The 26,602-nt window shown below is 34.6% G+C and carries 28 protein-coding genes; 15 read left to right on the forward strand and 13 right to left on the reverse strand.

The features are described from left to right. Window positions 1–114 precede the first annotated feature (114 nt). Genes PXD56_RS16910 through PXD56_RS16925 form a run of 4 tightly spaced genes read left to right on the forward strand, consistent with a single transcriptional unit; the run spans window position 115 to window position 3,053 of the window. Window positions 115–669 carry an RNA polymerase sigma factor gene (locus PXD56_RS16910; protein ID WP_276494508.1) on the forward strand — a complete coding sequence of 185 codons (555 nt, stop codon included), beginning with the start codon at window positions 115–117 and terminating at the stop codon, window positions 667–669. Continuing rightward, complete coding sequence (locus PXD56_RS16915; protein ID WP_276494509.1) at window positions 669–1,232, forward strand: hypothetical protein; 564 nt, start codon at window positions 669–671, stop codon at window positions 1,230–1,232. The genes PXD56_RS16910 and PXD56_RS16915 overlap by 1 nt, the downstream gene beginning before the upstream one ends. Then, window positions 1,213–2,301 carry a DUF4097 family beta strand repeat-containing protein gene (locus PXD56_RS16920; RefSeq protein ID WP_276494510.1) on the forward strand — a complete coding sequence of 363 codons (1,089 nt, stop codon included), beginning with the start codon at window positions 1,213–1,215 and terminating at the stop codon, window positions 2,299–2,301. Before PXD56_RS16915 ends, PXD56_RS16920 begins: the two co-directional genes overlap by 20 nt. Before the next feature lie 26 nt (window positions 2,302–2,327). Beyond that, on the forward strand, window positions 2,328–3,053 hold the full coding sequence (locus tag PXD56_RS16925) for a head GIN domain-containing protein (protein WP_276494511.1): 726 nt from the start codon (window positions 2,328–2,330) through the stop codon (window positions 3,051–3,053). Between the two features lie 108 nt (window positions 3,054–3,161). On the opposite strand, the gene PXD56_RS16930 is transcribed toward PXD56_RS16925, so the two are convergent. Then, complete coding sequence (locus tag PXD56_RS16930; RefSeq protein WP_276494512.1) at window positions 3,162–4,688, reverse strand: polyamine aminopropyltransferase; 1,527 nt, start codon at window positions 4,686–4,688, stop codon at window positions 3,162–3,164. A 51-nt stretch (window positions 4,689–4,739) separates the two neighbouring features. Between PXD56_RS16930 and PXD56_RS16935 the strand changes: the two genes are divergently transcribed. Both PXD56_RS16935 and PXD56_RS16940 read left to right on the forward strand, forming a co-directional pair. Then, window positions 4,740–5,306, forward strand: coding sequence for a Cj0371 family chemotaxis-regulating polar lipoprotein (locus tag PXD56_RS16935; RefSeq protein WP_276494513.1), 567 nt, complete (start codon window positions 4,740–4,742; stop codon window positions 5,304–5,306). Continuing rightward, entirely contained in the window at window positions 5,245–6,447 is a 1,203-nt protein-coding gene (locus PXD56_RS16940) for a glutathionylspermidine synthase family protein (RefSeq protein WP_276494514.1), read from the forward strand. Before PXD56_RS16935 ends, PXD56_RS16940 begins: the two co-directional genes overlap by 62 nt. On the opposite strand, the gene speD is transcribed toward PXD56_RS16940, so the two are convergent. The 6 genes from speD to glgB form a co-directional block, all read right to left on the reverse strand. Then, on the reverse strand, window positions 6,440–6,814 hold the full coding sequence (gene speD, locus PXD56_RS16945; RefSeq protein WP_276494515.1) for an adenosylmethionine decarboxylase: 375 nt from the start codon (window positions 6,812–6,814) through the stop codon (window positions 6,440–6,442). The two genes, PXD56_RS16940 and speD, sit on opposite strands and share 8 nt — an antisense overlap. 28 nt (window positions 6,815–6,842) lie before the next feature. Beyond that, the gene (locus tag PXD56_RS16950) at window positions 6,843–7,373 is read right to left on the reverse strand and encodes a hypothetical protein (RefSeq protein ID WP_276494516.1); all 531 of its coding nucleotides are present in this window, start codon (window positions 7,371–7,373) and stop codon (window positions 6,843–6,845) included. A gap of 50 nt (window positions 7,374–7,423) precedes the next feature. Then, complete coding sequence (locus PXD56_RS16955; protein WP_276494517.1) at window positions 7,424–8,773, reverse strand: MFS transporter; 1,350 nt, start codon at window positions 8,771–8,773, stop codon at window positions 7,424–7,426. A 61-nt stretch (window positions 8,774–8,834) separates the two neighbouring features. After that, the gene (locus tag PXD56_RS16960) at window positions 8,835–9,644 is read right to left on the reverse strand and encodes a M48 family metallopeptidase (protein WP_276494518.1); all 810 of its coding nucleotides are present in this window, start codon (window positions 9,642–9,644) and stop codon (window positions 8,835–8,837) included. A gap of 36 nt (window positions 9,645–9,680) precedes the next feature. After that, the gene (locus PXD56_RS16965) at window positions 9,681–12,083 is read right to left on the reverse strand and encodes a glycoside hydrolase family 31 protein (RefSeq protein ID WP_276494519.1); all 2,403 of its coding nucleotides are present in this window, start codon (window positions 12,081–12,083) and stop codon (window positions 9,681–9,683) included. Window positions 12,084–12,166: 83 nt separating this feature from the next. Then, window positions 12,167–14,062, reverse strand: a complete 1,896-nt coding sequence (glgB, locus tag PXD56_RS16970; RefSeq protein ID WP_276494520.1) for a 1,4-alpha-glucan branching protein GlgB — start codon at window positions 14,060–14,062, stop codon at window positions 12,167–12,169. Window positions 14,063–14,235: 173 nt separating this feature from the next. Here glgB and PXD56_RS16975 point away from each other — a divergent pair, with 173 nt between their 5' ends. From PXD56_RS16975 to PXD56_RS16990, 4 genes are all read left to right on the forward strand, one after another. Further along, window positions 14,236–14,799, forward strand: a complete 564-nt coding sequence (locus PXD56_RS16975) for a collagen-like triple helix repeat-containing protein (RefSeq protein ID WP_276494521.1) — start codon at window positions 14,236–14,238, stop codon at window positions 14,797–14,799. Window positions 14,800–14,960: 161 nt separating this feature from the next. Next, the gene (msrB, locus tag PXD56_RS16980; protein ID WP_276494522.1) at window positions 14,961–15,458 is read left to right on the forward strand and encodes a peptide-methionine (R)-S-oxide reductase MsrB; all 498 of its coding nucleotides are present in this window, start codon (window positions 14,961–14,963) and stop codon (window positions 15,456–15,458) included. A 197-nt stretch (window positions 15,459–15,655) separates the two neighbouring features. Beyond that, window positions 15,656–17,047: a dihydrolipoyl dehydrogenase gene (gene lpdA, locus PXD56_RS16985; protein ID WP_276494523.1), complete on the forward strand. Its 1,392-nt coding sequence runs from the start codon at window positions 15,656–15,658 to the stop codon at window positions 17,045–17,047. A gap of 21 nt (window positions 17,048–17,068) precedes the next feature. Then, a complete protein-coding gene (locus PXD56_RS16990) occupies window positions 17,069–17,362 on the forward strand; it encodes a DUF3817 domain-containing protein (protein WP_276494524.1) in 294 nt (97 codons plus the stop codon). A 102-nt stretch (window positions 17,363–17,464) separates the two neighbouring features. On the opposite strand, the gene aroQ is transcribed toward PXD56_RS16990, so the two are convergent. Next, window positions 17,465–17,881, reverse strand: a complete 417-nt coding sequence (aroQ, locus tag PXD56_RS16995) for a type II 3-dehydroquinate dehydratase (protein WP_276494525.1) — start codon at window positions 17,879–17,881, stop codon at window positions 17,465–17,467. Between the two features lie 80 nt (window positions 17,882–17,961). Next, window positions 17,962–18,480, reverse strand: a complete 519-nt coding sequence (locus PXD56_RS17000; protein ID WP_276494526.1) for an outer membrane beta-barrel protein — start codon at window positions 18,478–18,480, stop codon at window positions 17,962–17,964. Window positions 18,481–18,692: 212 nt separating this feature from the next. Here PXD56_RS17000 and xerD point away from each other — a divergent pair, with 212 nt between their 5' ends. Beyond that, on the forward strand, window positions 18,693–19,595 hold the full coding sequence (gene xerD, locus PXD56_RS17005) for a site-specific tyrosine recombinase XerD (protein ID WP_276494527.1): 903 nt from the start codon (window positions 18,693–18,695) through the stop codon (window positions 19,593–19,595). On the opposite strand, the gene PXD56_RS17010 is transcribed toward xerD, so the two are convergent. Together PXD56_RS17010 and PXD56_RS17015 are read right to left on the reverse strand one after the other, a co-directional pair. Further along, the gene (locus PXD56_RS17010; protein ID WP_276494528.1) at window positions 19,592–20,107 is read right to left on the reverse strand and encodes a hypothetical protein; all 516 of its coding nucleotides are present in this window, start codon (window positions 20,105–20,107) and stop codon (window positions 19,592–19,594) included. The two genes, xerD and PXD56_RS17010, sit on opposite strands and share 4 nt — an antisense overlap. Before the next feature lie 135 nt (window positions 20,108–20,242). Then, window positions 20,243–21,535, reverse strand: a complete 1,293-nt coding sequence (locus tag PXD56_RS17015; protein WP_276494529.1) for an NAD(P)/FAD-dependent oxidoreductase — start codon at window positions 21,533–21,535, stop codon at window positions 20,243–20,245. 100 nt (window positions 21,536–21,635) lie between these two features. Here PXD56_RS17015 and PXD56_RS17020 point away from each other — a divergent pair, with 100 nt between their 5' ends. The 3 genes from PXD56_RS17020 to PXD56_RS17030 all read left to right on the forward strand — a co-directional run bounded on the left by PXD56_RS17020 (window position 21,636) and on the right by PXD56_RS17030 (window position 24,334). Next, window positions 21,636–23,063 (forward strand): amidohydrolase, encoded by a 1,428-nt coding sequence (locus tag PXD56_RS17020; protein WP_276494530.1) that lies wholly within the window; start codon window positions 21,636–21,638, stop codon window positions 23,061–23,063. A gap of 121 nt (window positions 23,064–23,184) precedes the next feature. Next, window positions 23,185–23,679 (forward strand): RNA polymerase sigma factor, encoded by a 495-nt coding sequence (locus tag PXD56_RS17025; RefSeq protein WP_276494531.1) that lies wholly within the window; start codon window positions 23,185–23,187, stop codon window positions 23,677–23,679. Between the two features lie 4 nt (window positions 23,680–23,683). Beyond that, window positions 23,684–24,334: a hypothetical protein gene (locus PXD56_RS17030; RefSeq protein ID WP_276494532.1), complete on the forward strand. Its 651-nt coding sequence runs from the start codon at window positions 23,684–23,686 to the stop codon at window positions 24,332–24,334. Here PXD56_RS17030 and PXD56_RS17035 read toward each other — a convergent pair. Beyond that, window positions 24,331–25,137: a lysophospholipid acyltransferase family protein gene (locus PXD56_RS17035; protein ID WP_276494533.1), complete on the reverse strand. Its 807-nt coding sequence runs from the start codon at window positions 25,135–25,137 to the stop codon at window positions 24,331–24,333. The two genes, PXD56_RS17030 and PXD56_RS17035, sit on opposite strands and share 4 nt — an antisense overlap. Window positions 25,138–25,163: 26 nt before the next feature. Beyond that, on the reverse strand, window positions 25,164–25,805 hold the full coding sequence (locus tag PXD56_RS17040) for an NUDIX hydrolase (RefSeq protein WP_276494534.1): 642 nt from the start codon (window positions 25,803–25,805) through the stop codon (window positions 25,164–25,166). Between PXD56_RS17040 and PXD56_RS17045 the strand changes: the two genes are divergently transcribed. After that, the gene (locus PXD56_RS17045) at window positions 25,804–26,523 is read left to right on the forward strand and encodes a peptidylprolyl isomerase (RefSeq protein WP_276494535.1); all 720 of its coding nucleotides are present in this window, start codon (window positions 25,804–25,806) and stop codon (window positions 26,521–26,523) included. The genes PXD56_RS17040 and PXD56_RS17045 overlap by 2 nt on opposite strands. Window positions 26,524–26,602 lie beyond the last annotated feature (79 nt).

Genomic DNA, 26,602 nt, shown 5'->3' on the forward strand with positions numbered 1-26,602 from the left:
AATTATTTCATTTTAAAAATTGAACTTTATAAAAAAGAAAGAATTTTTAATAATAATTCTACCAAACTGTAACAAACCGTAAATTGAATCATCTTTCAATAAACCAATCACTTTTTGAGCCAACAAAAGGAACATATTGATGAGCTAGTGCAATTGTGCATAGCCGGTAAACAAAGTGCACAGCTAGAAGTGTACAACAGGTATTACAAGGCCATGTTTAATACTGCACTCAGAATTGTAAAAGACACTGCCCAAGCAGAAGACATTATGCAAGAATCGTTTTTAAGCGCATTTACGAAACTGCATACTTTTAAAGGGGAAGTAACTTTTGGATCCTGGTTGAAACGCATTGTTATCAACAACAGCATACATCAATATAGAAAGCAACAAAAAAAGAATGAAGTTGCTTTAGATGAAGTATTGTACAAGGTCGAAGATAATGACGGAATTGCATCTGACCATGTGTTTACAGAACTAAAGGCTCAAAAAGTGATGGAAACCATGAAAGATTTAAAAGACAATTACAGAATTTCTTTGACCTTACATCTAATTGAAGGGTTTGATTATGATGAAATTTGCGAAATCATGAATATTAGTTATGCCAATTGCAGAACTACTGTTTCACGAGCTAAAGAAAGTCTTAGAAAAAAATTAATACTTGCGGTCTAATGAAGAAAGATACTATTGACGAGCTTTTTATTGAGCTACAGGACAAAATGGATTATGCGGAACCCACCAGTGGGCACCAACAACGTTTTTTAGAAAAATTAAACGAATCTAAAGGCGTGGCAACGCTTGAACCAAAGAAAAAGAATCCTTGGATGTTATTCTTATCCGTTGCCGCTTCTATTGCTATTCTATTATCCGTTGGCATTTTTCAATTGAACACTGCCAATAGTATAGAAGAAAAAGTTGCCGAAATTTCGCCGGAAGCTTCTAAGACACAATTTTATTTTGCAAACCTAATCGAAGAGCAGATCAACGAACTGAATTCTGAAAAATCACCAGAAACAGAAAGAATTATTAATGATACCATGGCACAATTGAAAAAACTTCAATTGAACTATACAAAAATGGAACAAGACCTTTTAAACGGTGGTAATAGCAAACTAATATTAAGCGCTATGATCACAAATTTCCAAACTAGAATAGACCTTCTTAACGAAGTAATGATACAGATTGAAAATATTAAATCAATAAAAAAATCGAATGATGAAAACTTTACTATATAAATACACTTGGCTATTAATGCTAGCGTTCACAACCGTGGCTACCGCCAATAATTCTTTTGATGGTAAACATACCAGAGAAAAAACCATTAAAAAAGAATTTAATGTAAATGCCAACGCTTTGCTTAAAATAGACAACTCTTACGGCAATTTAAACATCACTTCCTGGAACGAGAACAAAATTGTTATTGAAGTTCATATTAAGACCAACGGAAACAATGAAGATAAGGTTCAGAAAAAACTAGATGAGATTTCTGTTGATTTTGAAGCTAGTAACGAACGCGTATCTGCTGAAACTATTTTCAATAAAAGTAGTAATGGCTGGGGATGGAGCTGGGGAAATAACAGCAATGTTAATATGCAGATCAATTACACGATAAAAGTACCTATCAAAAACAATGTCAACCTTAGCAACGACTATGGTAATATTATTTTGGACAGAATAGATGGTCATGCCAGAATTAGTTGTGACTACGGTAGATTAGAATTAGGTGAGCTTAGAGGTAGAAACAATAAATTAAATTTCGATTATACTTCTAAATCTACCATTGGCTACGTCAATAGTGGAGAGATTAGAGCAGACTACTCAGGTTTTACCATTGAAAAAGCCGGAAACCTAGCTATAAATGCCGATTATACAAATGCCAGCATTGGCAGCATGGATAATCTGGAATACACCAGCAATTATGGAAATATGGATGTTTCTGAATTAAAAAATATAGATGGAAATGGGGACTATATAACCGTAAAACTAGGTATTGTTCATGGAGATGTATCCATCCATGCAGACTATGGTTCGGTTCGTATAGACGAATTAGCTGCAGATGCCGGTAATGTAGAGATAAGAACAGATTACACGGGCATTAAAATTGGGTATAACAACGAATACCATTTTGATTTCGATATATCTACTAGTTATTCTGGAGTTAGCGGTAAGGACGATTTCACCATCAACATCAGTACTGAAAAATCTTCTGACAAACACTACGAAGGCTTTTACGGATCTAAAGGAAGTGGAAATAGAATGACACTATCAAGTGACTATGGCGGAATAAGCTTTACAAAAAAATAAATATCAATCAATTTAAAATGAATATCATGAAAAAGTTAAGTGTATTATTATGTGCGGGATTAATCTCCCTTTCCTGTTCAGCACAATGGGGAAAGACTATTAAAGGAAACGGAAACAATATTACCATTGAAAGAAATACTGGCGATTATGACGGAGTAGCAGTATCAGGCTGGTTTGATGTTGACTTGGTTTCTGGTAATGAAGGAGAGATTACCTTAAAAGGTGAAGAAAATCTTTTAGAATATATTATCACAGAAGTAAAAGATGGCAAATTGGTCATTAAAACAGAAAAAGGCGTTAATCTAAAATCAAGTAATTGGAAATCTGGAATTCACATTACAGTACCTGTAGAATCAATTAGCCATGTTGCCATGTCAGGTTCTGGTGATATCGTTGGAAAAACAAAAATTAAAGCCGATAAATTCAGTACTGCAATGTCAGGATCGGGAGATATTACTTTGGATATCGATTCAAATTCCATTTCTACATCTATGTCCGGATCAGGAAATATTGCCTTAAGCGGAGCTACTAAAGACTTTGAAGCTACAATATCAGGCAGTGGAGATATAGAGGCTTTTGATTTAGAAGCCGACAACGTGGAAGCCACAGTTTCTGGTTCTGCAGATATAGAGGTTACCGCAAAAAAATCTATTAAAGCTCGCGTATCAGGTTCTGGTGATATTTCTTATAGAGGAAATCCTGAAAAAATAAATACCAAAACTTCTGGTTCCGGTAATATTTCAAAAGATTAACTTTAAACAACCTTGAGGCAAGACTGCAAAGCATTCAAATGCTTTATTACAGAATTACAATCAAAAATCGAACAACTAGAAAGACTTCTTTTTTTTAAAAGGAGTCTTTTATTTTGTACCCGATTGCAAATCGGTTTTCCACTTATTCCAATCATCAATGAAATAATTCAGAATAATCGGACTATCTAACGTATTCACTTTTGTTTCTTTAATTGTAATATCCTTAGGAAACTGAAAAGCCATTTGAAATTGATTTTCGGTCAGATATTTCAAATCTTTTGGCAGAGTTGATTTAATACTCCGCTCTTCTATCTTATCATCACTTGCCAATACAAAACCCCAATCACCAAAAGAAGGTATGTAAGAGTGATATGGCTTTACATATTTAAAAATTGGTGACAATGTATTATTTATACAACTGAACACAGAATTTGAAAAATATATTTCACCTGACTGGGTTACAAATAATCCATTTTTATTCAATCGTTGTTTAGCTAATAGAAAAAACTGTTTGCTGTACAACCGTGCCAAAGCTTCGTTTGTAGGGTCTGGCAAATCTGCAATTATAATATCATATCCCTTAGCTTCATTATGCAAAAATGTAAAAGCATCTTCCGCTATTAGATTTACACGCTTATTCTTTGCTGCACCTTCATTTATTTTCATAAAATAAGGGTTTCTTTTAGCTAAATGAAACATAGTACTATCAATGTCCACAACATCTACCTGCGTAATACTTGGATGCTTTAAAACCTCTCTGCTGGCAAGATTTTCACCGCCACCAAGAATTAATACAGTTTTTGGGTTTTCGTGTAATGAAATAGGAACATGAACTAAAGGCTCATGATATCTATACTCGTCAGAAGATGAAAATTGAATAACTCTATTTAAATATAACCTTACGTCTTCCTGCTTTTTTGTAACTACAATTTTCTGATATGGTGTTTGCTCATTTAATACTATTGGATTTTTATAAATTGCCTGATCCCATATTTTTAAAAACTTACCTCCAAAAATAACTAGTACAACAAGTACTGCCATTGAAGCTAGACCTAACAATAACGTCTTTTTAGATTTTTGTAAAAGAAAATGATTCAACACCAAACCTAAAACAATATTAATAATACCGAATATTAAAGAAGAGTAATATAAACCAACAAACGGCAATAAAATAAAGGGAAATAATAATGTGGCTATCAACCCGCCTATATAGTCTAAAGACAGCACATTTGATAAATTATTTTTAAAATCAACTTCATTAGAGACAAATGTAAGTAACGGAACTTCCATACCCGTTAAAAGACCAATTAGCAGTATAATAACCAAACATATAATCTGTAACGCAAGGGCACTGACCGACACAAACGAATAAAAAAGTAAAGGCACTGATATACCACCAATTAAACCCAATAAAAATTCTATACGTACAAAAAACTTTAAAGGCATATCCCTTAAATATTTTGACAAGAATGCTCCAATACCCATTGAGAACAGGTAAACACCTATAATAACAGAAAACTGCCTAACACCATCACCTAAAAAATATGTTGCTGTTGTGCTAATCAAAAGTTCATATATAATTGAACAAAGCCCGGCAATAAAAACAGCAAACGAAATAAGTACTCTATTTCTCATAAAATTTAGTTAAGTTTGATTCTCATTCTAGTACAGAAAACAGTTTCAAAGATGAATAAAAAAATGATGACTGGATTGGCATTTTCAAGAAAATTAATGCTGACCGCCGCTTTAGGTAGTTCTATTTTATTGACCAGTTGTGGTGATAATGATGGAAGCCCTAGAATTAAAGATTCTGAAGAAAAAACAATTTACGAGGCAACCAAAGGCACAGTAACTGAAGTTGAAGAAATTGAACCGGGTGATGATTATAAAATTATTGATGAGCGCATTATTGATAAAAAAGAGAATTCAATTGCCATAGTTCATGGTTTAGATGGTCAAATAGACACTTTATCTTTAGCTAAAATTGATAATAACTCTAATGAAACCAGGTACCGCAACAGATCTGGGCTAAGAACAATTTTGTACTATTCATTAGCGTCATCTTATTTTAATAGAAACTTATCTAACGTAACACCAAATTCAAGTTACTACAAGAATTCTACTGCTTATAACAAATCAACAGATTTAAAAAATGATTTAAAAAGCTCTGCCACTTCTAGAAAAATTAGAGTTGCAGGAGCATCATCAAAAGGATATGGAAGTGGAAGATCGTTTAGATCGTTTGGAGGATAATCGTTTTAAAGAAATAAAACGACTCAAAAAAAAAGATGTATCCCATCATTTACTTTGGTATTTGAAACAAGATTATTTTACCGAAGAATTATTAGGTCTTTATAATTTTGAGGTAGAAAATTTTAAAAAAATTAGCACGGCAGCTTTTACCCTATTTGAAAAAGCAACCGAGAAAATAATTAGTGAGAATAAATTAGGTGATTTAGGCATTCCTGATTTTTTTCACGACTGTATACGTCATACTTGGGAAAACAGAAATAAGCATCCATTTCTATATGGAAGATTTGATATTAATGGTGGTATTAAACAAAGAGATTCTCATGTAATTGAATTTAATGCAGATACCTGTAGTACCTTACCTGAAACCATTCATTGGCAATCGTTACAGAATAAAAAACTAAAAGGTAATAATGATAGCCAGTTCAATAATTTATCTAAAGATATTGGCAACATATTACAAAATTTAAAGAGTACCATTAATCATTCTAACCCTTTTATCCTTGGATCGTCATTTGGTTACAAAGAAGATGTTCTAAATGTAAATTCTATTTTAGATATAGCCCATGAAAACGGGTACAAAGCATTTTATGTAAATCTAGAAGATGTTATTTTTTCTGAAGAAAATGGAATTCTTTATGAAATCAACGGGGAATACCAAATGGTAGATGTTTGGTCTAAAATGATACCCTGGGATTGGATGTTCAATGAGGAACCTAAATTAGCTAGAGAACTATCAACAATAATATGTAAAGATCTTTGCTCGGTTTTAAATCCACCTTATAGCGCTATTTGGCAAAATAAAAAATTCATGAGCTATATAACCGAACACTTTCCTAATAATATAATTGCTCAGACTTTTTTAAGCACACCTAATTTTAATGATTTTGTAAGTAAACCAGTTTACGGCAGATTAGGAGAAAACATTGCTATAAATGGCAAATTGAATTCTAAATCTAAAGGAGATTTTGCCAATCAAGATAAGGTATATCAAAAGTATTATCCTTTAGAAAAGGACATGGAGAATTATTATTATCAAACAGGATTGTTTTTTACAGATAGACCCTCTGCTTTAAATCTAAGAGCTGAGGAAAACCCCATAATATCTGATGATTGTGAATTTATTTCCCACTACATCATTTAACATTCAATTTAGACCGTTGTGCCAATTCTAAGGAACCTCTATTTAATTGGTTTAGGTCTATAGTATTAGATTCAAATAATCTTTTCAACAACTCAGTTACAACGCTAGTATCAAATTCTTTACAAGAAAATACATCAATAGCCGCGTAATTGTGCTCGGGCCACGTATGTATACTAATGTGACTTTCTGCCAAAAGAATAAAACCAGTTACCCCAATAGGCTCAAATTGCTTAAATGCTTCATTTAGTTCTTCTAAATTAAGAGTAGCCGTAATAGTATGTAAAGATTCTTTTATATACGGAACAAAAGAAAGCTTATCAGCATTACAATTATAAACATCCCAAGTAGCATGAATACCTATGAACAAAATATTAAAATTTAGATTTTAATTATTCTTACTCTCTTGACTCAGAAACTAAGTTGATAAACTCAATTGGAGAAAATAATTTTTGAAGCACCTCATACCCTGCAGTAGATTCCATTTGTACTGTTTCCGGTAAAGTCTCTCGTGGACCATAATCCCAAGTAACAGGATTTATTAAACCATTTACAATTGCGTAATCACCTTCAAGCTCAATGCCTAAAAATTCTACAGTTCTTGTATTTGATAATTGATATAATGAATATGACTCATTGCCGCCGTAATATTCCCCTGCCATTAAGTATTCGGTCAAAGTCGGATTGATCATGTAAACATCAGATTGAAAATTAAAATCAACAATACTATCGTTCTTTAAAGTCAATGAATGCATTCCTTTACCCATTTCAACCCATACAACTTGTTCAGCCGGTATTTCTACCTCTAATGTATCTACCTTTATAATGACAGGTTCGGTAGTTGGATTATCGATAGCTAAATCAACACTGTTCGTACCACAAGAGACTAATAGTAACGATAAACTTAAAAGAGCAAATAAATATTTCATTGTTAATGGTTTACTGGTTGTATTCGGTTATTTTATTAACGCTAATATACTTAATAATTTTCAGGTTCAACCTTTTCTTTTGGCACACGTAACAACAATAAAATTCCGCCTAAAAAAAACACAAACAAAAACAAAATAGCATTACGCATATTGCTTACCTGATCTATTATGGCAAAAAGCGCCATACCTATAACTATACCTATTTTCTCGGCAACATCATAGAAGCTAAAATATGAGGTAGTATCTTCTGTTTCCGGCAAAAATTTTGAATATGTTGATCTCCCTAAAGACTGTACCCCTCCCATTACCAAACCTACAAAACCAGCAGCAATATAAAATTGAGTAGGCGTAACCATAAAATATGCGTAGATACATAGTAACATCCATATAGCATTAATAACTATCAAAGTTTTAATATTACCATATTTATCAGATGCCTTAGAGGTAATTACAGCACCAACAATTGCCACCAATTGTATAACCAACACACTAATGATCAAACCTGTAGTTTTTTCACTTTCCGTTCCCCAAGCAATTTCCTTTTCTCCAAAATATACCGCTACCAACATAATTGTTTGTACCGCCATACTGAAAACAAAAAAGGCATTTAAATAACGTTTTAGTCTTTCATTTTCTTTTAATTGCCCCCAAACTACTTTAAGTTCTTTAAGTCCGTTAAACAACACATCTTTAGTTATTTTATGACCCTTACCTACGCCTTTAGGCAATACCCAAAATGTATATTGACTAAAAATCAACCACCATACCCCTACGGTAATAAACGATATTCTCATTGCCTCTACTTTAGCCAAATTCAAGGTGTCTTCAGTTTCACCAATATCAAACCCAAACCACTCTGGTTTCATAACCATAGCCAAGTTCAGCAATAGTAACAGAACACTACCAAAATACCCCATTGAAAACCCTTTAGCACTAATACTGTCTTGCTGATCTTCAAAAGCTATATCTGGCAAATATGAATTATAAAAAACTAGACTTCCCCAATAGCCTATCAATCCCATAAAATAAAATAAAAGGCTAAGATGAATTTGTTCTAGATCAAACCAATAAAGACCTATACAGCCTATACTACCGGTGTAGCAGAAAAACTTCATGAACATTTTCTTATTACCTACGTAATCTGCTATACCTGATAATACAGGTGATAAAAATGCTACGACAAGAAAAGTAAAAGCAGTAACTATTGAAATGAGCACTGTCTGTTTCATTTCAAAACCAAAAGCTGAAACCAATTCATCTTTAGATGCAAAGAGCGTAGAATAATAAATAGGGAAAATAGAGGAGGCTATGGTCAGCGTATACACTGAATTGGCCCAATCATAAAAAGCCCATGCGTTCAATAATTTTTTACTTCCTTTTGCAACTATAGTTTTTCCCATATATAAAAATAAAAAGCCGTTCATTTCTGAACGGCTTCAATATACAATAATCCTTAACGTTTTACTTGAAACTGGTTACACCAAATTTAGCAGCTTCCGCTTCCGCATCTGGAGCCCAAGCAGTTAAGTTATTAATTCTTGTGTCATTAGATGGGTGTGTACTCATGAATTCTGGTGGTGCCTCTCCCCCACTATTCGCCTTCATACGTTTCCACAACTCCGCAGCTTCGTAAGGGTCATAACCAGCAATAGCCATTATCTGTAACCCGATTCTATCTGCCTCGGTTTCGTGACTTCTACTAAATGGTAACATTCCTAAATATTGTGTACCTACACCGTAAGCTTGATTGAACAAGCCTAAGGTTTGTTGATTTTTAATTGCAACGTTACCGGCCACAGCACCTAATTGTTGTAATGTACCTGCACTCATACGTTGTGCACCATGATCAGCCAAGGCATGGGCTACTTCATGACCCATAACTACCGCAACACCTGTTTCTGTTTGCGTAATTGGTAAGATACCCGTGTAAAATACAATTTTACCTCCTGGCATACACCAAGCGTTTACGGTCTCATCTTTTACTAAATTATATTCCCATTTATAATCCGCTAAATAACCCGGGTGTCCATTTGCAGTCAACCAACGTTCTGCAGCACTAGAAATACGTTGACCTACTCTTGTTATCATCTGAGCATCTGTTGTACCGGTTACCACATTATTATCGGTTAAAAACTGATCATACTGTGCAAATGCAGATGGAAACACCTGACTGTTAGGGTAAAAGTTCAGTGTTTTTTGACCTGTAAAAGGATTTACCTTACAGGCAGAAACGCCAATAAAGACGAATACTATTAATACTAATTTTCTCATATTATTATATTTAGTTAATGGTAATAAGCTACAAAGTTATTGTTTTCCTGATAAATGCAATAGCGTAAAGTTTTTGTCTATAATCAAATCGTGATTATCATTGGTCGATATTTTATGCAATAACACTTCTTCATTATCTATCATCACCTTATCAATCTCAAAGGGAAGACCATGAAAATTAAGTTTCATTTTTTCATATTCCGTATCAAAAGTTCCATCTTTAAATAACTGAATGGTCAATGAATTATCCTTTCCGGTCAATTTATAATTACTTAAAGAATATCGTCCTTTTTTATAATCATAACCATTAGCCGCATCTTCATATACTTCTGATGCTTCAGTACCTTCTTTATAGTATACTTCTAAAATCAATTCTTCTATTTTCTTTTCACCAACGTATTGCTGAATAGGGTATTTTGGAATTATAGATCCGGCTTTTACAAAAATTGGAAGCATATCTATTTCTGCTGTCACCCACTTCTCTTTACCCCCTTCTACTTGTTCGTTAGTCCAAAAGTCATACCAATCTCCTCTTGGAATATACATTCTACGTCCTTGTGCATTAGGCTCTTGTATAGGACAAACCAATATTTTTTCTCCAAATATAAACTCATCTGTTCTAAAATGGGTTTGGTTATCTTCTTGGTCAAAGAATACCAAAGACTGGATCATTGGTATATTCTCCTTTGTGTATTTATAAAACATAGTGTATAAATACGGAAGCAACTGATATCGCAGATTCACAAATTTTCTAACAATGTCCGTAATCTCGGTACCAAATGACCATGGCTCTTGATCCCCATGATCACCACTTGAATGTACTCTACAAAAAGGATGAAAAATACCTAACTGTACCCATCTTGCAAATAATTCTCCATCTGGCTGCTCAGCAAATCCGCCAATATCAGACCCTACAAAAGAATATCCACTTAAACACATGCGCTGTACCTGTACGTTGGCTATCCATAAATGTTCCCAGGTAGCCACATTATCTCCTGTCCAAGTAGAAGAATATCTTTGTGTACCTGCAAATGCAGCTCTCGTAATTACAAATGGTCTTTTAGGATATACATATTTTTTAACCCCTTCATAGGTTGCCCTAACCATTTGCATACCATATACATTATGTGCTTTACGGTGTGTACAAGGGTGACCATCATAATCATGACGCGTATCTAATGGTGCCGTTTTTGTCGGTACTTCCATTACTGCAGGTTCGTTCATATCATTCCAAACGGCATGAACACCTAATTCTGACATAAACTCTTTATATAGCTCAGCCCACCACTCACGTACTGCAGGATTGGTAAAATCTGGAAAATTACATTCTCCCGGCCATACCTTACCATGCATTAATGGACCATCTCCTCTTTTACAGAAATAATCATTCTCTAAGGCTTCGTTATATATCCAATAATTACGATCCACTTTAATACCTGGATCAATCATTACTACAGTTTTAAAACCATCATCTTCCAATTCTTGTATCATTCGCTTTGGATCGGGAAAATGATTTTTATCCCAAGTAAAACATCTGAATCCGTCCATGTAGTCTATATCCAAATAGATAGCATCACACGGAATTTGAAGTTTTCTAAACTCACTAGCCACCTCTTTTACATTACTTTCTGGATAATAACTCCATTTAGACTGATGAAAACCCAACGCCCACATAGGCGGCAGCTCTGGTGTTCCAGTTAAACTAGAATAAGAACTTACAACTTTTGACATGTCTGGTCCAAAAATGAAATAGTAATTCATTTCACCACCATCTGCCCAAAAACTGGTTATATTTCTTCTTTCCTGTGAAAAATCGAAACCTGTTCTAAAACTATTATCAAAATAAATACCGTAAGCCTTGCCCTTATTTAAGCCGACGTAAAATGGTATTGCCTTATATAATGGGTCTTGTTCCTTTGCAAATGCAAATTGATCTGTTACCCAATTTTCTACTCTTTTACCCTTTAGGTTACTATGCATAGCTTTATCGCCCATGCCATAAAAACTTTCTCCTGATTGGGTTATTTTACTCAATTTTACGGTATTACCACCGTACTCATAATTCTCTTCCCAATGAAAACCTAATTCATCTTCACAAATAATATTACCTTCTAAATCAGAAATCTGGGTTCTTAAAGTCATTTTGTCTACCAGAATACTTAGTCTTGCCGTTGAGATAATATACTCCGTATCATTCTCCACAACTTCTAGCTTACTGTAACCCATTGTTGCACCTGGGTCTATCGCATATGAGAAATCTGGTTCAAAATTATAATTTGTAGCATACCTAAAACGAATAATACTACCTCTTAATATGGTTATCTGTAAGACAACACCGTTGTCTGTAGTGAAGTATAATTTATCTGAGTCTTGTGAAAATTCAACGATATGGTTTGGGTATAAATTACCTTTATACTCAAGCTCTGTATTTGTGATCATGAACTTATAAATTAAAAAATATCAAATTATTAGTACTGCAGAAATACTCTAAAATTGCCTAAATACTGTGCAATTGCCTTAAGTTATTTCAGTATTACAATACCTAAAGGCGGAATTGTAATTTCAATAGACTTTTTAAATCCGTGAGATGCTTTAGTAGATGATTTTACTATACTATTCAAATTACCGCTACCGCCATATTTGGCATCATCACTATTTAAAACCTCTGTTAATTTCCCTTTCTTAGGATTTCCTATTCTATAATTTTCTCGCGGTACAGGAGTAAAATTACATGCAATGACCAAATCGTTTTCCGCATCATGACCTTTACGCACATAAGTTAAAACAGAATTTTCGTGATCACTATAATCTATCCACTGAAAGCCTTCTGGACTAAATTGTTTCTCGTACAACGCCGGTGCACTTTTATATAAATGGTTTAAATCTTTTACAAAATCTTGAATTCCTTTATGACCATCATACTGCAGTAAATGCCAGTCTAGACTTTGCTCAAAATTCCATTCTGCCGTTTGCCCAAATTCACCACCCATGAACATTAATTTGGTACCCGGGTGCGTAAACATATACCCAAACAACAATCTTAGATTCGCAAAACGTTGCCATTCATCACCTGGCATTCTATATACCAAAGACTGTTTTCCGTAAACTACCTCATCATGAGAAAAAGGTAACATGAAATGCTCGGTAAAAGCATAGGTCATACTAAAGGTCAAATCGTTTTGATGGTGTTTTCTATAAATTGGTTCTTTTTGAAAAAATTGCAGGGTGTCATGCATCCAACCCATCATCCATTTCATTCCAAAACCTAATCCGCCATGTTCAACTGGCTTAGACACGCCCGTAAATGCGGTAGATTCTTCAGCAATGGTCTGTACACCTTCAAAATTAGAGTATACTGCTTCGTTCAATTCACGAATAAACGACATTGCCTCTAAATTCTCGTTATTACCATACATGTTAGGCTCCCACTCTCCATCTTCCCTAGAATAGTCTAAATACAACATAGACGCCACAGCGTCTACACGAAGACCATCTACATGAAATTGATCCAACCAGAATATTGCATTACTTATCAGAAAAGCTCTAACCTCATTTCTGCCATAATTAAATATTAAACTCTTCCAATCTGTATGGTAGCCTTTTCTTCTATCTGGGTGTTCATATAAATTAGAACCATCAAAGAACCCTAAACCATGAGCATCTTCTGGAAAATGAGAAGGTACCCAGTCTAGAATTACACCTATATCGTTTTGATGAAAAGCATCTACCAAAAACTTAAATTCTTCCGGAGAACCAAATCTTGAAGTCGGCGCGAAATAACCGGTTAGTTGATATCCCCAAGATGGATCATAAGGATATTCCATTACCGGCATAAACTCAACATGGGTATACCCCATATCTTTAACATAATTTACAAGGTCTATTGCAAACTCTTTATAGGTCAAAAACTTATTCTCGGAATTCTTTTTCCAAGACCCCAAATGCACTTCATAAACGGAATAAGGTTTATCTAATCCGTTTTTATCTTTTCTATACCCCATCCACGCATCATCTTTCCAATCATGCTCAGCTGTCCAAATTATGGAAGCTGTGTTTGGCGGGTGCTCGCAATACCTGGCAAAAGGATCTGCTTTCTCTGTCCAGATATCGTTATTATTAGATTGTATTTTATACTTATATATTTCACCCTTACCTATATTAGGTATAAATCCTTCCCAAATACCACTAGAATCCCATCTAACATTTAATTGGTGCTCTTCTACGTTCCACGAATTAAAATTACCGATAACGGATACTTGTTTTGCAGACGGAGCCCATACAGCAAAGTATGTACCGGTTACACCATCTACTTCTACCAAATGTGAACCCAACTTTTCATATAGCCGATAATGCTTACCTCCTTTAAAAAGATCAATGTCAAAATCAGTGAAAAGTGAGTGAACTTGTACGTTAGGCATATAGAGTGTTTATTTTTGTAAAGCTAATCATCTTTTGAAGACGACCGACTTCAATTCTTTTTTGTTGAGAATATAGAGGTTAATATCCGATTTAATTATCTAAATACCAAAATTGGAACGCTTTTTGAAACAACTATTCAAAATTAAAACTCAAACCATAAAATTATAACATTATGAGAAAACTGAATTTATTTATTGGAGCACTAGCCGCGTTGTTTATTATATCTTGTGAAGGACCACAAGGACCTTCTGGTTTTGACGGATTTGACGGTTTGGATGGATTAGATGGTGCGGACGGAGTAAACATCTTAGGGCAAGTAGTGGATATTGAAGGTACGTTCACTTTAGATAATGACTATTCTATATTTTACGAGTTTCCACAAACTGTAGAAGTTTTTGAAACTGATGTAGTTCTAGTTTACATGCTTTGGGATGTAACCGAAGACAGCAATGGTGAATCTGTTGATATATGGAGATTAATGCCGCAAACAAGAATATTAGATCAAGGGCTTTTACAATATAACTTTGACTACACCTTTTTAGACGTTAGTATTTTCTTAGAGTCAGATTTTGACCTAGCTACCTTACAACCAGGAGATACTGACAATCAAATTTTTAGAATTGCTGTTTTACCGGCAGAATCAACAACTGGCAAATTAGACACTTCTAACATAAATTCTGTAATGGCACATTTAGGTGTTACAGAAGAAGAAGTTCAGAAAGTAACATTACAATAATATCCCTGGGTAATTAACCTATTTAAGCTAAAGCCTTTGAGCATTTCTCAAAGGCTTTTTTTATGTCCATTTATTAAAACTTTAACTCTAAAAAACTCGTAGATACATTACCTTGAAAGGAATAGGTAATTTCACCGACAGAATTAAAAAAAATTGGAAAGATGAAAATAAATATTGCAATTGCCCTATTGGTACTCTTTGTAAGCTGTAAAGGCAACTCTCAACAAAAAGAGATGGCCACCGTAACAAAAACGAGTGATAAAAAAGAATTTGCCATACAGAAAACGAATAGCGAATGGAAAAAAGAATTAACAGATTCTGAGTATTATGTACTTCGCGAAGCTGCTACTGAAAACCCGTTTACTAGCGAGCTTTTAAAGAATAAAGAAAAAGGGACTTACGTCTGTGCCGCATGTTCCACGCCTTTATTCAAAAGTTACACGAAATTTGATTCTGGTACCGGATGGCCTAGTTTTTATGAAGAGATAGAAGGTAACGTTGCCTATGATGTAGATTATAAAATTGGCTACAAAAGAACAGAAGAACACTGTGCTACCTGCGGTGGTCATTTAGGTCATGTTTTTGAAGACGGACCAGACCCAACAGGTTTGCGTCATTGTATAAATGGTGTAGCTTTAAATTTTGTTCCCGCAGAATAATTTTTCACTAAAATATTTTACAAACAAGAGACCTTTTTAGGTCTCTTGTTTGTTTCTATAACATTCATAGTAAACTAACTAGAACTTTTTCAAAATATCACAATTTCATAATAAAGGTCATATTTTAAAATCCTACAATCAATCTCAATTTGGTTTTGTATTTTTGCACTTCAATAAAAACTACAAAAAATCAAAATATGAGCACTTTCGATATTATCGTTTTAGGTAGTGGTCCCGGTGGATATGTTACCGCAATTAGGGCTGCACAATTAGGCTTTAAGACTGCCATTATTGAAAAAGAAAGTTTAGGCGGCGTTTGCTTAAATTGGGGTTGTATACCTACTAAAGCTTTGTTGAAATCTGCACAAGTATTTGAATACTTGAAACATGCAGAAGATTACGGTTTAAAAATTAAAGGTGCCGATAAAGATTTTGATGCGGTTGTTAAAAGAAGTCGCGGTGTTGCTGATGGAATGAGCAAAGGTGTTCAGTTCTTGATGAAAAAAAATAAAATTGAAGTAATTAAAGGTTACGGAACTTTAAAACCAGGAAAGAAAGTTTCTGTTAAGGCTGAAGATGGTTCTACTACTGAATACAGCGCTAACAATATCATTATTGCTACTGGAGCAAGAAGCCGAGAACTACCTAGCTTACCACAAGATGGCAAGAAAATTATTGGGTACAGACAAGCTATGACCTTAGACAAGCAACCAAAGAAAATGATTGTTGTTGGTAGTGGTGCTATCGGTATTGAATTCGCTTACTTCTACAACTCTATGGGAACCGAGGTTACCGTTGTTGAATATTTACCGAACATTGTACCGGTTGAAGATGAAGATGTTTCCAAGCAATTAGAAAGAAGCTTTAAAAAAGCAGGGGTTAAGATAATGACATCTGCCGAAGTTACTTCTGTTGACACTTCTGGTAGTGGCGTAAAAGCTACGGTAAAAACAGCAAAAGGAGAAAAAGTTCTTGAAGCTGATATCGTATTATCTGCCGTTGGTATTAAAACCAATATTGAAAATATAGGATTAGAAGATGTTGGTATTGCTACCGATAGAGATAAGATTTTGGTAAATGATTACTACCAAACAAACATACCAGGATACTTTGCCATTGGTGATGTTACACCAGGACCTGCACTTGCACACGTTGCATCTGCCGAAGGTATTTTATGTGTAGAAAAATTAGCAGAAATGCACGTTGAACCATTAGATTACGGTAACATACCAGGTTGTACATACTGTTCTCCTGAAATTGCTTCTGTTGGTTTAACCGAAAAACAAGCTAGAGAAAAAGGTATTGAAATTAAAGTTGGTAAATTTCCTTTCTCTGCAAGTGGTAAGGCAAAAGCTGCCGGTGCTTATGAAGGATTCGTTAAAGTTATATATGATGCCAAATATGGCGAATGGCTAGGTTGCCATATGATCGGTGCAGGTGTTACAGATATGATTGCTGAAGCGGTTCTTGGTCGTAAACTTGAAACTACAGGGCACGAAGTACTTAAAGCTATTCACCCACACCCAACTATGAGCGAAGCTGTTATGGAAGCAACTGCAGCGGCTTATGACGAGGTTATCCACTTATAATTAATTACAATACAGTACAGCATGTTAAAATTATTTCGAGCAACGGCAATTTTAGAAGGAATCTCCTATTTGGCGTTGTTCGGAGTAACCATGCCTTTAAAATATTGGGCAGAAATACCAGAGCCAAATAAATTAGTAGGTTACGCGCACGGTTTTTTATTCATTGCCTTTATAGCTTTAACGCTAATAGTTGGGTTTACCCATAAATGGAGCTTTAAGAAAGTATTCATTTTCGGAATAGCATCACTTCTACCCTTTGCTACTTTCTACGTTGAAGAAAAATATTTAAGACCTGAAGACAACGCTTCAGAATAATTTTTCTTTTCAATAATTCTGGTAAATAAATAAAAATATAAAGCCACTGAAAGTGCCTTTAAAAATTTCAAATACCTAGAATTCCTTTAACTTATTTTTGAGTTAAAATAAAAAGCTTTCAATAGCCAAATCATAACTTTTTAAGCCAAACCCTAGTATTACACCATGTGCTGCACGTGATATGTAAGATATATGCCTAAACTCTTCGCGTTGGTGTGTATTAGAGATATGGACTTCTATTACTGGAGTTTCTACCGCTTTTACCGCATCACCTATACCAACAGAAGTATGTGTATACGCCGCCGCATTTAAAACGATACCATCATAAGAAAAACCCGTTTCTTGAATCTTGGATATCAACTCTCCTTCTATATTAGATTGAAAATATTCCAATTCAACATCTTTAAACTTGAATTGTAATTTTGAAAAGTAATCTTCAAAAGTTTCAGAACCGTATACTTCTGGCTCCCTTTTACCTAAAAGATTAAGGTTAGGGCCATTTATTATGATAATCTTCATATATCAAAAATAATGAATGTTACCATACAATGAATTAGAAATATAGGAAGTAAATTAATCTTGCTTGGAAAAGTATTTCTTTAACGACGAGTTCTATATTTTGGCTCAAAATTGTAGACAATTCCTAAAGTCACTGTTGACCATGTTGTTTCCTCAACATCAATACCAGTGTACGATAAATTAACCTCTACACTTGAACTCATTAAATAAGCAATTGTTGGTCTGTAATATAAACCACCTTCATTACCGTCATTAATGCCCATGGCATAACCTACGTTACCACCAAATGAGAAATAATTTGACGTCCAAAAACGAACGCCAGCAGATAATGGCAAAAACTGAACAGCTTCTTGCTCCTCTCTAATAATTGTTGTTTGAAAAGTTTCGGCAAAACCATGAATATAACCAATAGCAGGTCCTACATCTACCACTTCACCTAGCGGATACATGTATGAGAAATCAGCTCCAAGTACAACACTTACAGCTTCATTATAATCGTCTAAGGGTATACCTGCCTGTATACCGAATTTAAATCCTTCTTGAGCAAAAATTCCGGTTGAAAGACACAAGGCAAATAGTAAAACAAAATACTTATTCATGGGTTGGTTTGATTATTTATTACAAAAATAAAGGTAAGACTAAGCTTACAGGCATCTTTGTTGTGAATACGGTAAAAGTAGTTGTACATCATTCAATTAGGTAGGTTACAAAAAGTATCATTTAAAAAAAAGAGGCTTTATAATATCCTTTTATACTTCTATACACTTTACTTTACAGCCAACCGAACTAATGTATTCTTTATCTTTAAGCCATGAAATGGAAACATGCACTGAAAGATTATACCACTTATTTAAAACTTGAACGTGGTCTATCAAAAAACTCTATTCAGAGCTACACTATGGATATTGAAAAATTGATATCTTTTCTTGAGACTCATGATATTAATGTTACTCCAATTCTCATTGACAAGAATACTGTACAACAGTTTATTTATGAAATTGCCAAAGTGGTCAATCCAAGGTCTCAAGCTCGAATTATATCGGGACTCAAAAGTTTTTTTAATTATTTAATTTTTGAAGATTACCGGAAAGACAATCCGTTAGATTTAATTGAATCGCCTAAAATTGGAAGAAAACTACCAGATACACTTTCAGAAAATGAAATAGACAAATTAATTGATGCAATTGACCTAAGCACTGCAGAAGGAGAACGTAACAGAGCTATGTTAGAAACTTTATATGGCTGCGGATTACGAGTTTCTGAGCTTATTGGATTAAAAATTTCTGATTTGTTTTTTGAGGAAGACTTTATTAAAGTCACCGGTAAAGGTGACAAACAGCGCTTTGTACCTGTAAGTTCTGTAAACAAAAAATACATTGATATTTATAGAAATGAAATTAGAGTCCATTTAAATATTCAAGAAGGGTTTCAAGATATTCTTTTTCTAAACCGTCGTGGAAAGCAACTAACCCGTGCCATGATATTTACTATCGTAAAAAACTTAGCGGTTAAAATTGACTTGAAAAAAAGTATTAGTCCACATACCTTTAGACATTCATTTGCCACTCACTTACTTGAAAACGGAGCCGATTTAAGATCTATTCAACAAATGTTAGGTCATGAAAGTATTACTACAACAGAAATATACATGCACGTAGACCGCACCCATTTAGCGGAAGTCATGAATACGTATCACCCCAGAAAAAGCCATTAAAATTTCCACTTACTACCAATAGTATATACCGAAGGCATTGCTAACCTAGTCTCACCATATACACCAATATTTGACTTGTTTAGCTGAACATTACTTTTCAACTCTATCATGAAATTTTCATTGATATCATAACCTGCACCAGGTACAACACCAAGACGATATGATGTTTGTCCAACTCCTGCCTTTTCTGTAGCAACCTCTGCTTCTAAACCACTAAGCAGATATAATTTTTCATTTAAGTACACTTTAGTTAATACACTAGACCTAAACCTTTCGCTTAATATATATGTATCATAAAAACCTTGTAATTCTAGTTTCAACGATTTTGTAATACCGTTCTGTATCATAAAAGATTTATGAATATCGCCTGTAGCTCCAGTCGGGTAGGCATGACCTGTAATTAAAAATCCTTTCTGAGACGACTGCAACCCTGATACCGGAGGCTCCTCTACTGTCTGCCCACTAGAAGCAATTACGAAAAAGAATAGAAAACCACTTATCAGAACTTTCATAGGTTGGAAATCGGTTATTGAAATAAATTCCTACAAAAGGTATTTTAAAAATAAAAACTGACCAAATACTTGACAAAAAATTAACTGTCGAGCATTTAGAAAACTTTATTTATAAATATGGAAATTGAAAGATTCTTAATCTTTGAACTGACTATAATCTCTTTTAAATGGACGGATGATCAACCGTGCCTCTCGATCAAACCTGATGTAATTATACACCCAGTTTATAAATACTACCATTCTATTTCTAAATCCGATCAAGAAAAAAAGGTGTACAAACATCCAAACAAACCAAGCAAAAACCCCTTGAAACCTAAATTTCTTTATATCGCAAACCGCTTTATTACGACCAATGGTTGCCATACTACCCTTGTCAAAATAGACAAATGGTTTCATAGGTTTGTTCTCTATTAAGTTTACAAGGTTTTTACCCAATAATTTACCTTGCTGTATTGCCGGTTGCGCTACCATTGGGTGTCCACGTGGGTTATCTTCGGTTGCCATACATGCAATATCACCTATGGCAAAAATGTTTGGGTGACCAATTACTTGATTAAATTCGTTTACATTAATTCTATTACCGCCAGCAATTACACCTTCTGCATCTAAACCTTTAATTCCCGCTCCTTTTACTCCTGCAGCCCAAACTACGGTAGCGGCATCAAATTTAAGGTCTGTTTTTGTAGTCACGGTTTTACCATCATAGCCGGTAACACGAACACCTTTCCAAACTTGAACTCCTAATTTTTCTAAGAAATCTTCCGCTTTTTTTGATGCCTGTGCACTAAAACCCGGTAATAAACAATCACCACCTTGTACAATATTTATTTGTGCCCTTCTGGTATCTAAATCAGGATAATCTTTTGGCAAAATACCTTTCTTAATTTCTGCCAAGGCACCAGATAGCTCTACCCCTGTTGGTCCGCCACCAACAATCACAAAATTCATTAACGCATCTCTTTCATGATAATCATCTGTAAGTAGTGCCTGTTCAAAATTCTCTAATATTAAACTACGAAGATTCAAAGATTGCGGTATAGATTTCATTGACATCGCATTCTTCTCTATTTGCTCATTACCAAAGAAGTTGGTTTTTGAACCCGTTGCTACTACTAAATAGTCAAAACTTATATCACCAATATTCGTATTAACTTTTTTATTAGCGGTATCTATATGATCTACCTCGGCCAAACGGAAATAGAAATTATCATAACCTATTAGCACTTTACGCAATGGGTAAGCTATAGAATCTGGCTCAAGACCTCCTGTAGATACTTGATATAATAAGGGTTGAAAAGTATGATAATTGTTCCTATCGATAAGAACAACCTGTACTTCTTGCTTACTTAATTTTTTAGCCAGAGAAACTCCGCCAAAACCACCTCCTATAATTACGATTCTAGGATAGCTTGAAAGGGGTATGTTCATAGTATGAATACTTAAATGCTAAATTAAACAAATGGACTTCTACTTTAAAATAATAATGTGTTTTTAGTATCTTTAAGGTCTAACTCAAACAAACACCAAAATGCGTAAATCCCTTATTTTACTGGCGGTACTCGGTACTTCCTTTTATTCAATGAAGGCTCAAAAAAGCGAAAAAGACATTATTAAAAAATTAGAGCAAAAAAGTGATGAATACGGAATAATTGCTCAAAATATTTGGGAATTCGCAGAAATGGGATACCAAGAAGAACAAAGTTCCGGACTTCTACAACAGACATTACAAGATGCCGGATTCACTATTAAAAAAGGCGTTGCAGGTATACCAACTGCATTTGTCGCCGAATATGGTAGCGGAAGCCCGGTAATTGCAATTATGGGTGAATTTGATGCCTTACCTGGTCTTTCTCAAAAAGCTGTTTCAGAAAAAGAATCTGCAGGTGCCGCGGCAGGTCACGCATGCGGTCACCATTTATTTGGCACAGCCTCTACAGCTGCTGCCATATCTACTAAAGATTGGCTAGAAGCAAACAAATCTAAAGGTACTATTCGCTTTTACGGTACACCAGCGGAAGAAGGTGGATCCGGTAAAGTATATATGGTCCGTGAAGGACTTTTTAATGATGTAGATATTGCTTTACATTGGCACCCAGGTGCTCAGAATGCAGCAAGTGCCGGTGCAGCCTTGGCGAACAAGTCTGCTAAATTTAGATTTCACGGTGTTTCTGCTCATGCCGCAGCATCACCAGACAAAGGTCGTTCTGCCTTAGACGGGGTTGAAGCTATGGACATGATGATAAATATGATGCGTGAGCACATTCCACAAGAAGCTAGAATTCACTACGTAATTACAGATGGTGGAAAAGCACCAAATGTTATTCCTGATTTTGCAGAAGTCTACTATTACGCTCGCCACAATAGACGTGATGTTGTTATCGAAATTTTTGACCGTATGGTCAAAGCAGCTGAAGGTGCAGCATTAGGCACAGGTACTACTATGGATTATGAAATGATCGGGGGTACACACGAGTTATTGGCCAACTTAACCTTACAGAAGGTAATGCACGAAAATTTATCTGAAGTCGGTGGAATGGAATATACAGCCGAAGAAAAGGCATTTGCGGATAAAATCGCAAAAACTTTAGGTCAAGAAAAAGCGGATTTAGCTACTGCAAAAAATGTACAACCTTACAAGACCGAAGCCAAAGCATTTGGATCAACAGATGTTGGCGACGTTAGTTTTACCGTACCTACAGTTGGTTTCAGTACTGCTACATGGGTACCTGGCACACCAGCACATAGCTGGCAAGCTGTTGCTGCAGGTGGCACATCTATTGGTAATAAAGGTATGATGATCGCTGCAAAGACATTGACGATGACAGCTATTGATTTATTCAAGGATAAAAAATTAGTAGCAGCGGCCAAAGCTGAATTCTTAGAAAAAAGAGGTGCAGATTTTAAATATATTCCGTTATTAGGAGATAGAGCTCCTGCATTAGATTATAGAAAATAGTATTCAAATTAAATTTCGTTGAAAAGTGCCAAAGATAACTTTGGCACTTTTATTTTTTTTAAAATTCTTGTAACAAATAAAACCTTTGTTAGACTAACGTTTTAAGAACAACCAACCAACAGTGAATAAAGACCTTGAACACAAATTTGTGACCGAGCTACAGGACAATCAAAATATTGTCCATAAAGTCTGTACCCTATACACAAATGACCGCGACTCTCACAATGATTTGTTTCAAGAAATTACTATTCAGCTATGGAAAGCTTACCCTAAATTTAGGGGTGATGCAAAGTTTAGTACTTGGATGTATCGTGTGGCCTTAAATACCGCCATTACCTTATACCGAAAAAATAAAAGAAGAATTGATACCGCTGATTATGAGTCTATAATTTTTAAGATCAAGGCAGATGAGTATGACGAGACCGAAGAATTACAATTAAAGCTAATGTATAAAGCCGTTAAGCAATTAAACGATGTGGACAAAGCATTGGTCTTTTTATATCTGGAGGATAAAAATTATACTGAAATTTCAGAAACTTTGGGTATTACCGAAGTAAATGCACGAGTGAAGATGAATCGTATCAAAACAAAATTAAGAACCATTTTGAATCCATAAGCGTATGACGGACGAACTGGAATTACTAAAGAAAGACTGGCAGAAAAAGGAATTTAACGTTCCTAAATTAAGCTATGATGAAATACATAAAATGATATGGAAGAAATCTTCCTCTATCGTTAAATGGATATTGATAATAAGCATCTTAGAATTTACTGTACCTCAGTTATTGTATCTTTTACCATCTTTTCGTGAGGGTATGGAAATCTATGAGAATATTGGTATTGCTAAATACCTTAAAGTATTATCCGGATTTACCTATTTGGTAGCATTTTATTTTATATACCAATTTTATAAAAGGTTTAAGGAAATCTCCGTTTTAGATAATTCTAAGAACTTGATGAAGAAAATAATAAAAACTAGAAAGACCGTTAAACACTACGTCATCTTTTCTTTATCTATGATTATGGTCACCATAATCATAATGATTATAGGGGTTTATCTTAATGATAATATTGTTTCAGCATTTCCTGAATTAAAAGATAGTCTAGAAAACATATCTGCAGAAAAACTAAAGATTACAGTTATGCTTTCCATTGGTATTTTTGGCGTAATCTTAACTTTAGCCATGGGCGGAATTTATTTTCTTCTGTATGGTCTATTACTTAGAAAATTAAAGAATAACTACAGCGAACTAAAACATTTGGCGGTTTAAGACTGCCTCCATTTACGCTGTTTATTTTCTTCTTCAACAGCTAATAGGTCTTTTTTAGAAATAACTTTTAAAAATGAAGGATGTTGCTCTATAGCGTATTCTAATTTCTCTATTATAGATTCAGAAGACTCATTCTCATAATCTATCTGTAACGGCTCTTTGATGACCATAGATTGAAGAATTCCCTTTTTCTTTACGCGTAGTCCTTTTTTATCAAAAGAACGTCTAAAACCATCTATTACCACGGGTACTACAACTGGTTTATATTTTTTGATAATATGTGCGGTTCCTTTTCTTAAAGGTTTCCATGGTGTAGTTGTGCCTTGCGGAAAAGTAATTACCCAGCCATCATTTAAAGCTTTACCAATACTAGAGATATCACTCATTTTTACTTGACGCTTTACATCTTTACCTTCTGAACGCCATGTTCTTTCAACACTCACAGAGCCTGCATATGCCATAATTTTGGTCAATAGACTTTTTCTCATAGTCTCGGCAGCTGCAACATAGTACATGTTCAATTTAGGCTGCCATATGTATCCCAGGTTTTTAATTGAATCTTCCCTACCGCTTAAACTAGCATTGAATACATGAAACATAGCCACAACATCTGCAAAGTAAGTTTGATGATTACTAACAAATAAAACGTTTCTATCAGGCAGATTTCTAATAATGTCAGAACCCTCAATTTCTAAGGTATTAAAACCTTTATAACGCTGGTGCGAAAGCAAGGCCAAAATACGAATTAGCCACTTTTTAATAAATAAATTATGCCCAAAAGGGTTTTTATCAAATAATCCCATAGAATGCTAAAATAAATAAATATGCCTTATAACACTTGTTTTAATAACTCTTTAATCTCATTCATCATCATCGCCGTAGCGCCCCATACTATATAACCGTTTAATTTAAAGGCAGGTACTTCAATATCCACCGCATAAGAAGTAGTTATTTTTTTAGAGACAACTTTTGCTTCGTCTAAAAAATCTAGTATTGGTACTTCTAGAATTAACTCTACCTCTGACTCTTGTTTTACAAAAGGTTTTGGATTTTTATACAATCCTATATAAGGCTGTACGATAAAATTACTTGGCGGTATAAATATTTCTGAAATTTCCTTTACCAAGGTAACATCCTTAGGGTCTACACCTACTTCTTCATGGGTTTCGCGCAATGCTGTTGTAAGCAATCCGTCATCTGACAGTTCTACTTTTCCTCCTGGAAAACCTACTTGATTAGAATGAACGCCCTCATACGTTTTTCTTAATATCAACAAAAGATTAGTATTCTGATTTACCGTAGGATAAAACAAAGCCATCACTGCCGCCTTTCTTGGATTCTTTTTTGATCGATTAATTCGTTGTAAATCTTCAATACGACTTTCTGGAGCCATTTTGTACTGTGAAGCTTCCCCCGGTAGCGGTAGATCCTTTATTTTTGATATTCGTTGTTCAAAAAAATTGAAATCCATGCGTTCACTTAAATTCAATATATTCTTTTTCGTTACTATTGTAGCTTTTGCCAGCTGCAAAGATACCCCTAAGAAGGTTGACGATACAACTTCTAAATCAACGACTACAATAGACTCTACTAAAATTACAGAAAAAGAAGTTACTAAAGACGAGCAGGAAAAAGCTTTTGAACTTAATGAAGACAATGCTATAGATTTCTTTTTCAATTATGAAAAAACTTTAAAATCTAACAAGGTTAAAATTACCACCAACCTAGGCAGCTTTACTATAGAGTTATTTGAGAACGTACCCTACCACAGAGCCAATTTCATTTACCTTACCGAAAAAGGATACTTTGACTACACCCAATTTCATAGGGTAGTTAAAAATTTTATTATTCAAGGCGGAAATTCTGATGATGAACGAACCGGAAAGAAAAGAAATGATTTAGGAAGATACCTATTACCGCCTGATACCCGAAAAGGTCATAAACATCACAGAGGCACCGTATCTATGCCCAGTAGCGAAATGGATAATCCACATATGCTAGCCTCACCTTTTGAATTTTTCATTGTTGTAACCAATCCTGGGTCTTATCATTTAGATGACGAATACACACCTTTTGGTAGAGTCATAGATGGTATGGATGTGGTCGACAAAATAAATAATGTACCTGTTGAAAAAGGGGATTGGCCTTTACAGAACATTTATATTGAAAAGGCTGAAGTTTTAAAGTAGCCGTTGGCTGTTGGCTGTTGGCTGTTGGCTGTTGGCTGTTGGCTGTTGGCTGTTGGCTGTTGGCTGTTGGCTGTTGGCT

Source organism: Maribacter zhoushanensis (assembly GCF_029350975.1).
In the GTDB taxonomy this organism is placed as follows: Bacteria; Bacteroidota; Bacteroidia; order Flavobacteriales; family Flavobacteriaceae; genus Maribacter; species Maribacter zhoushanensis.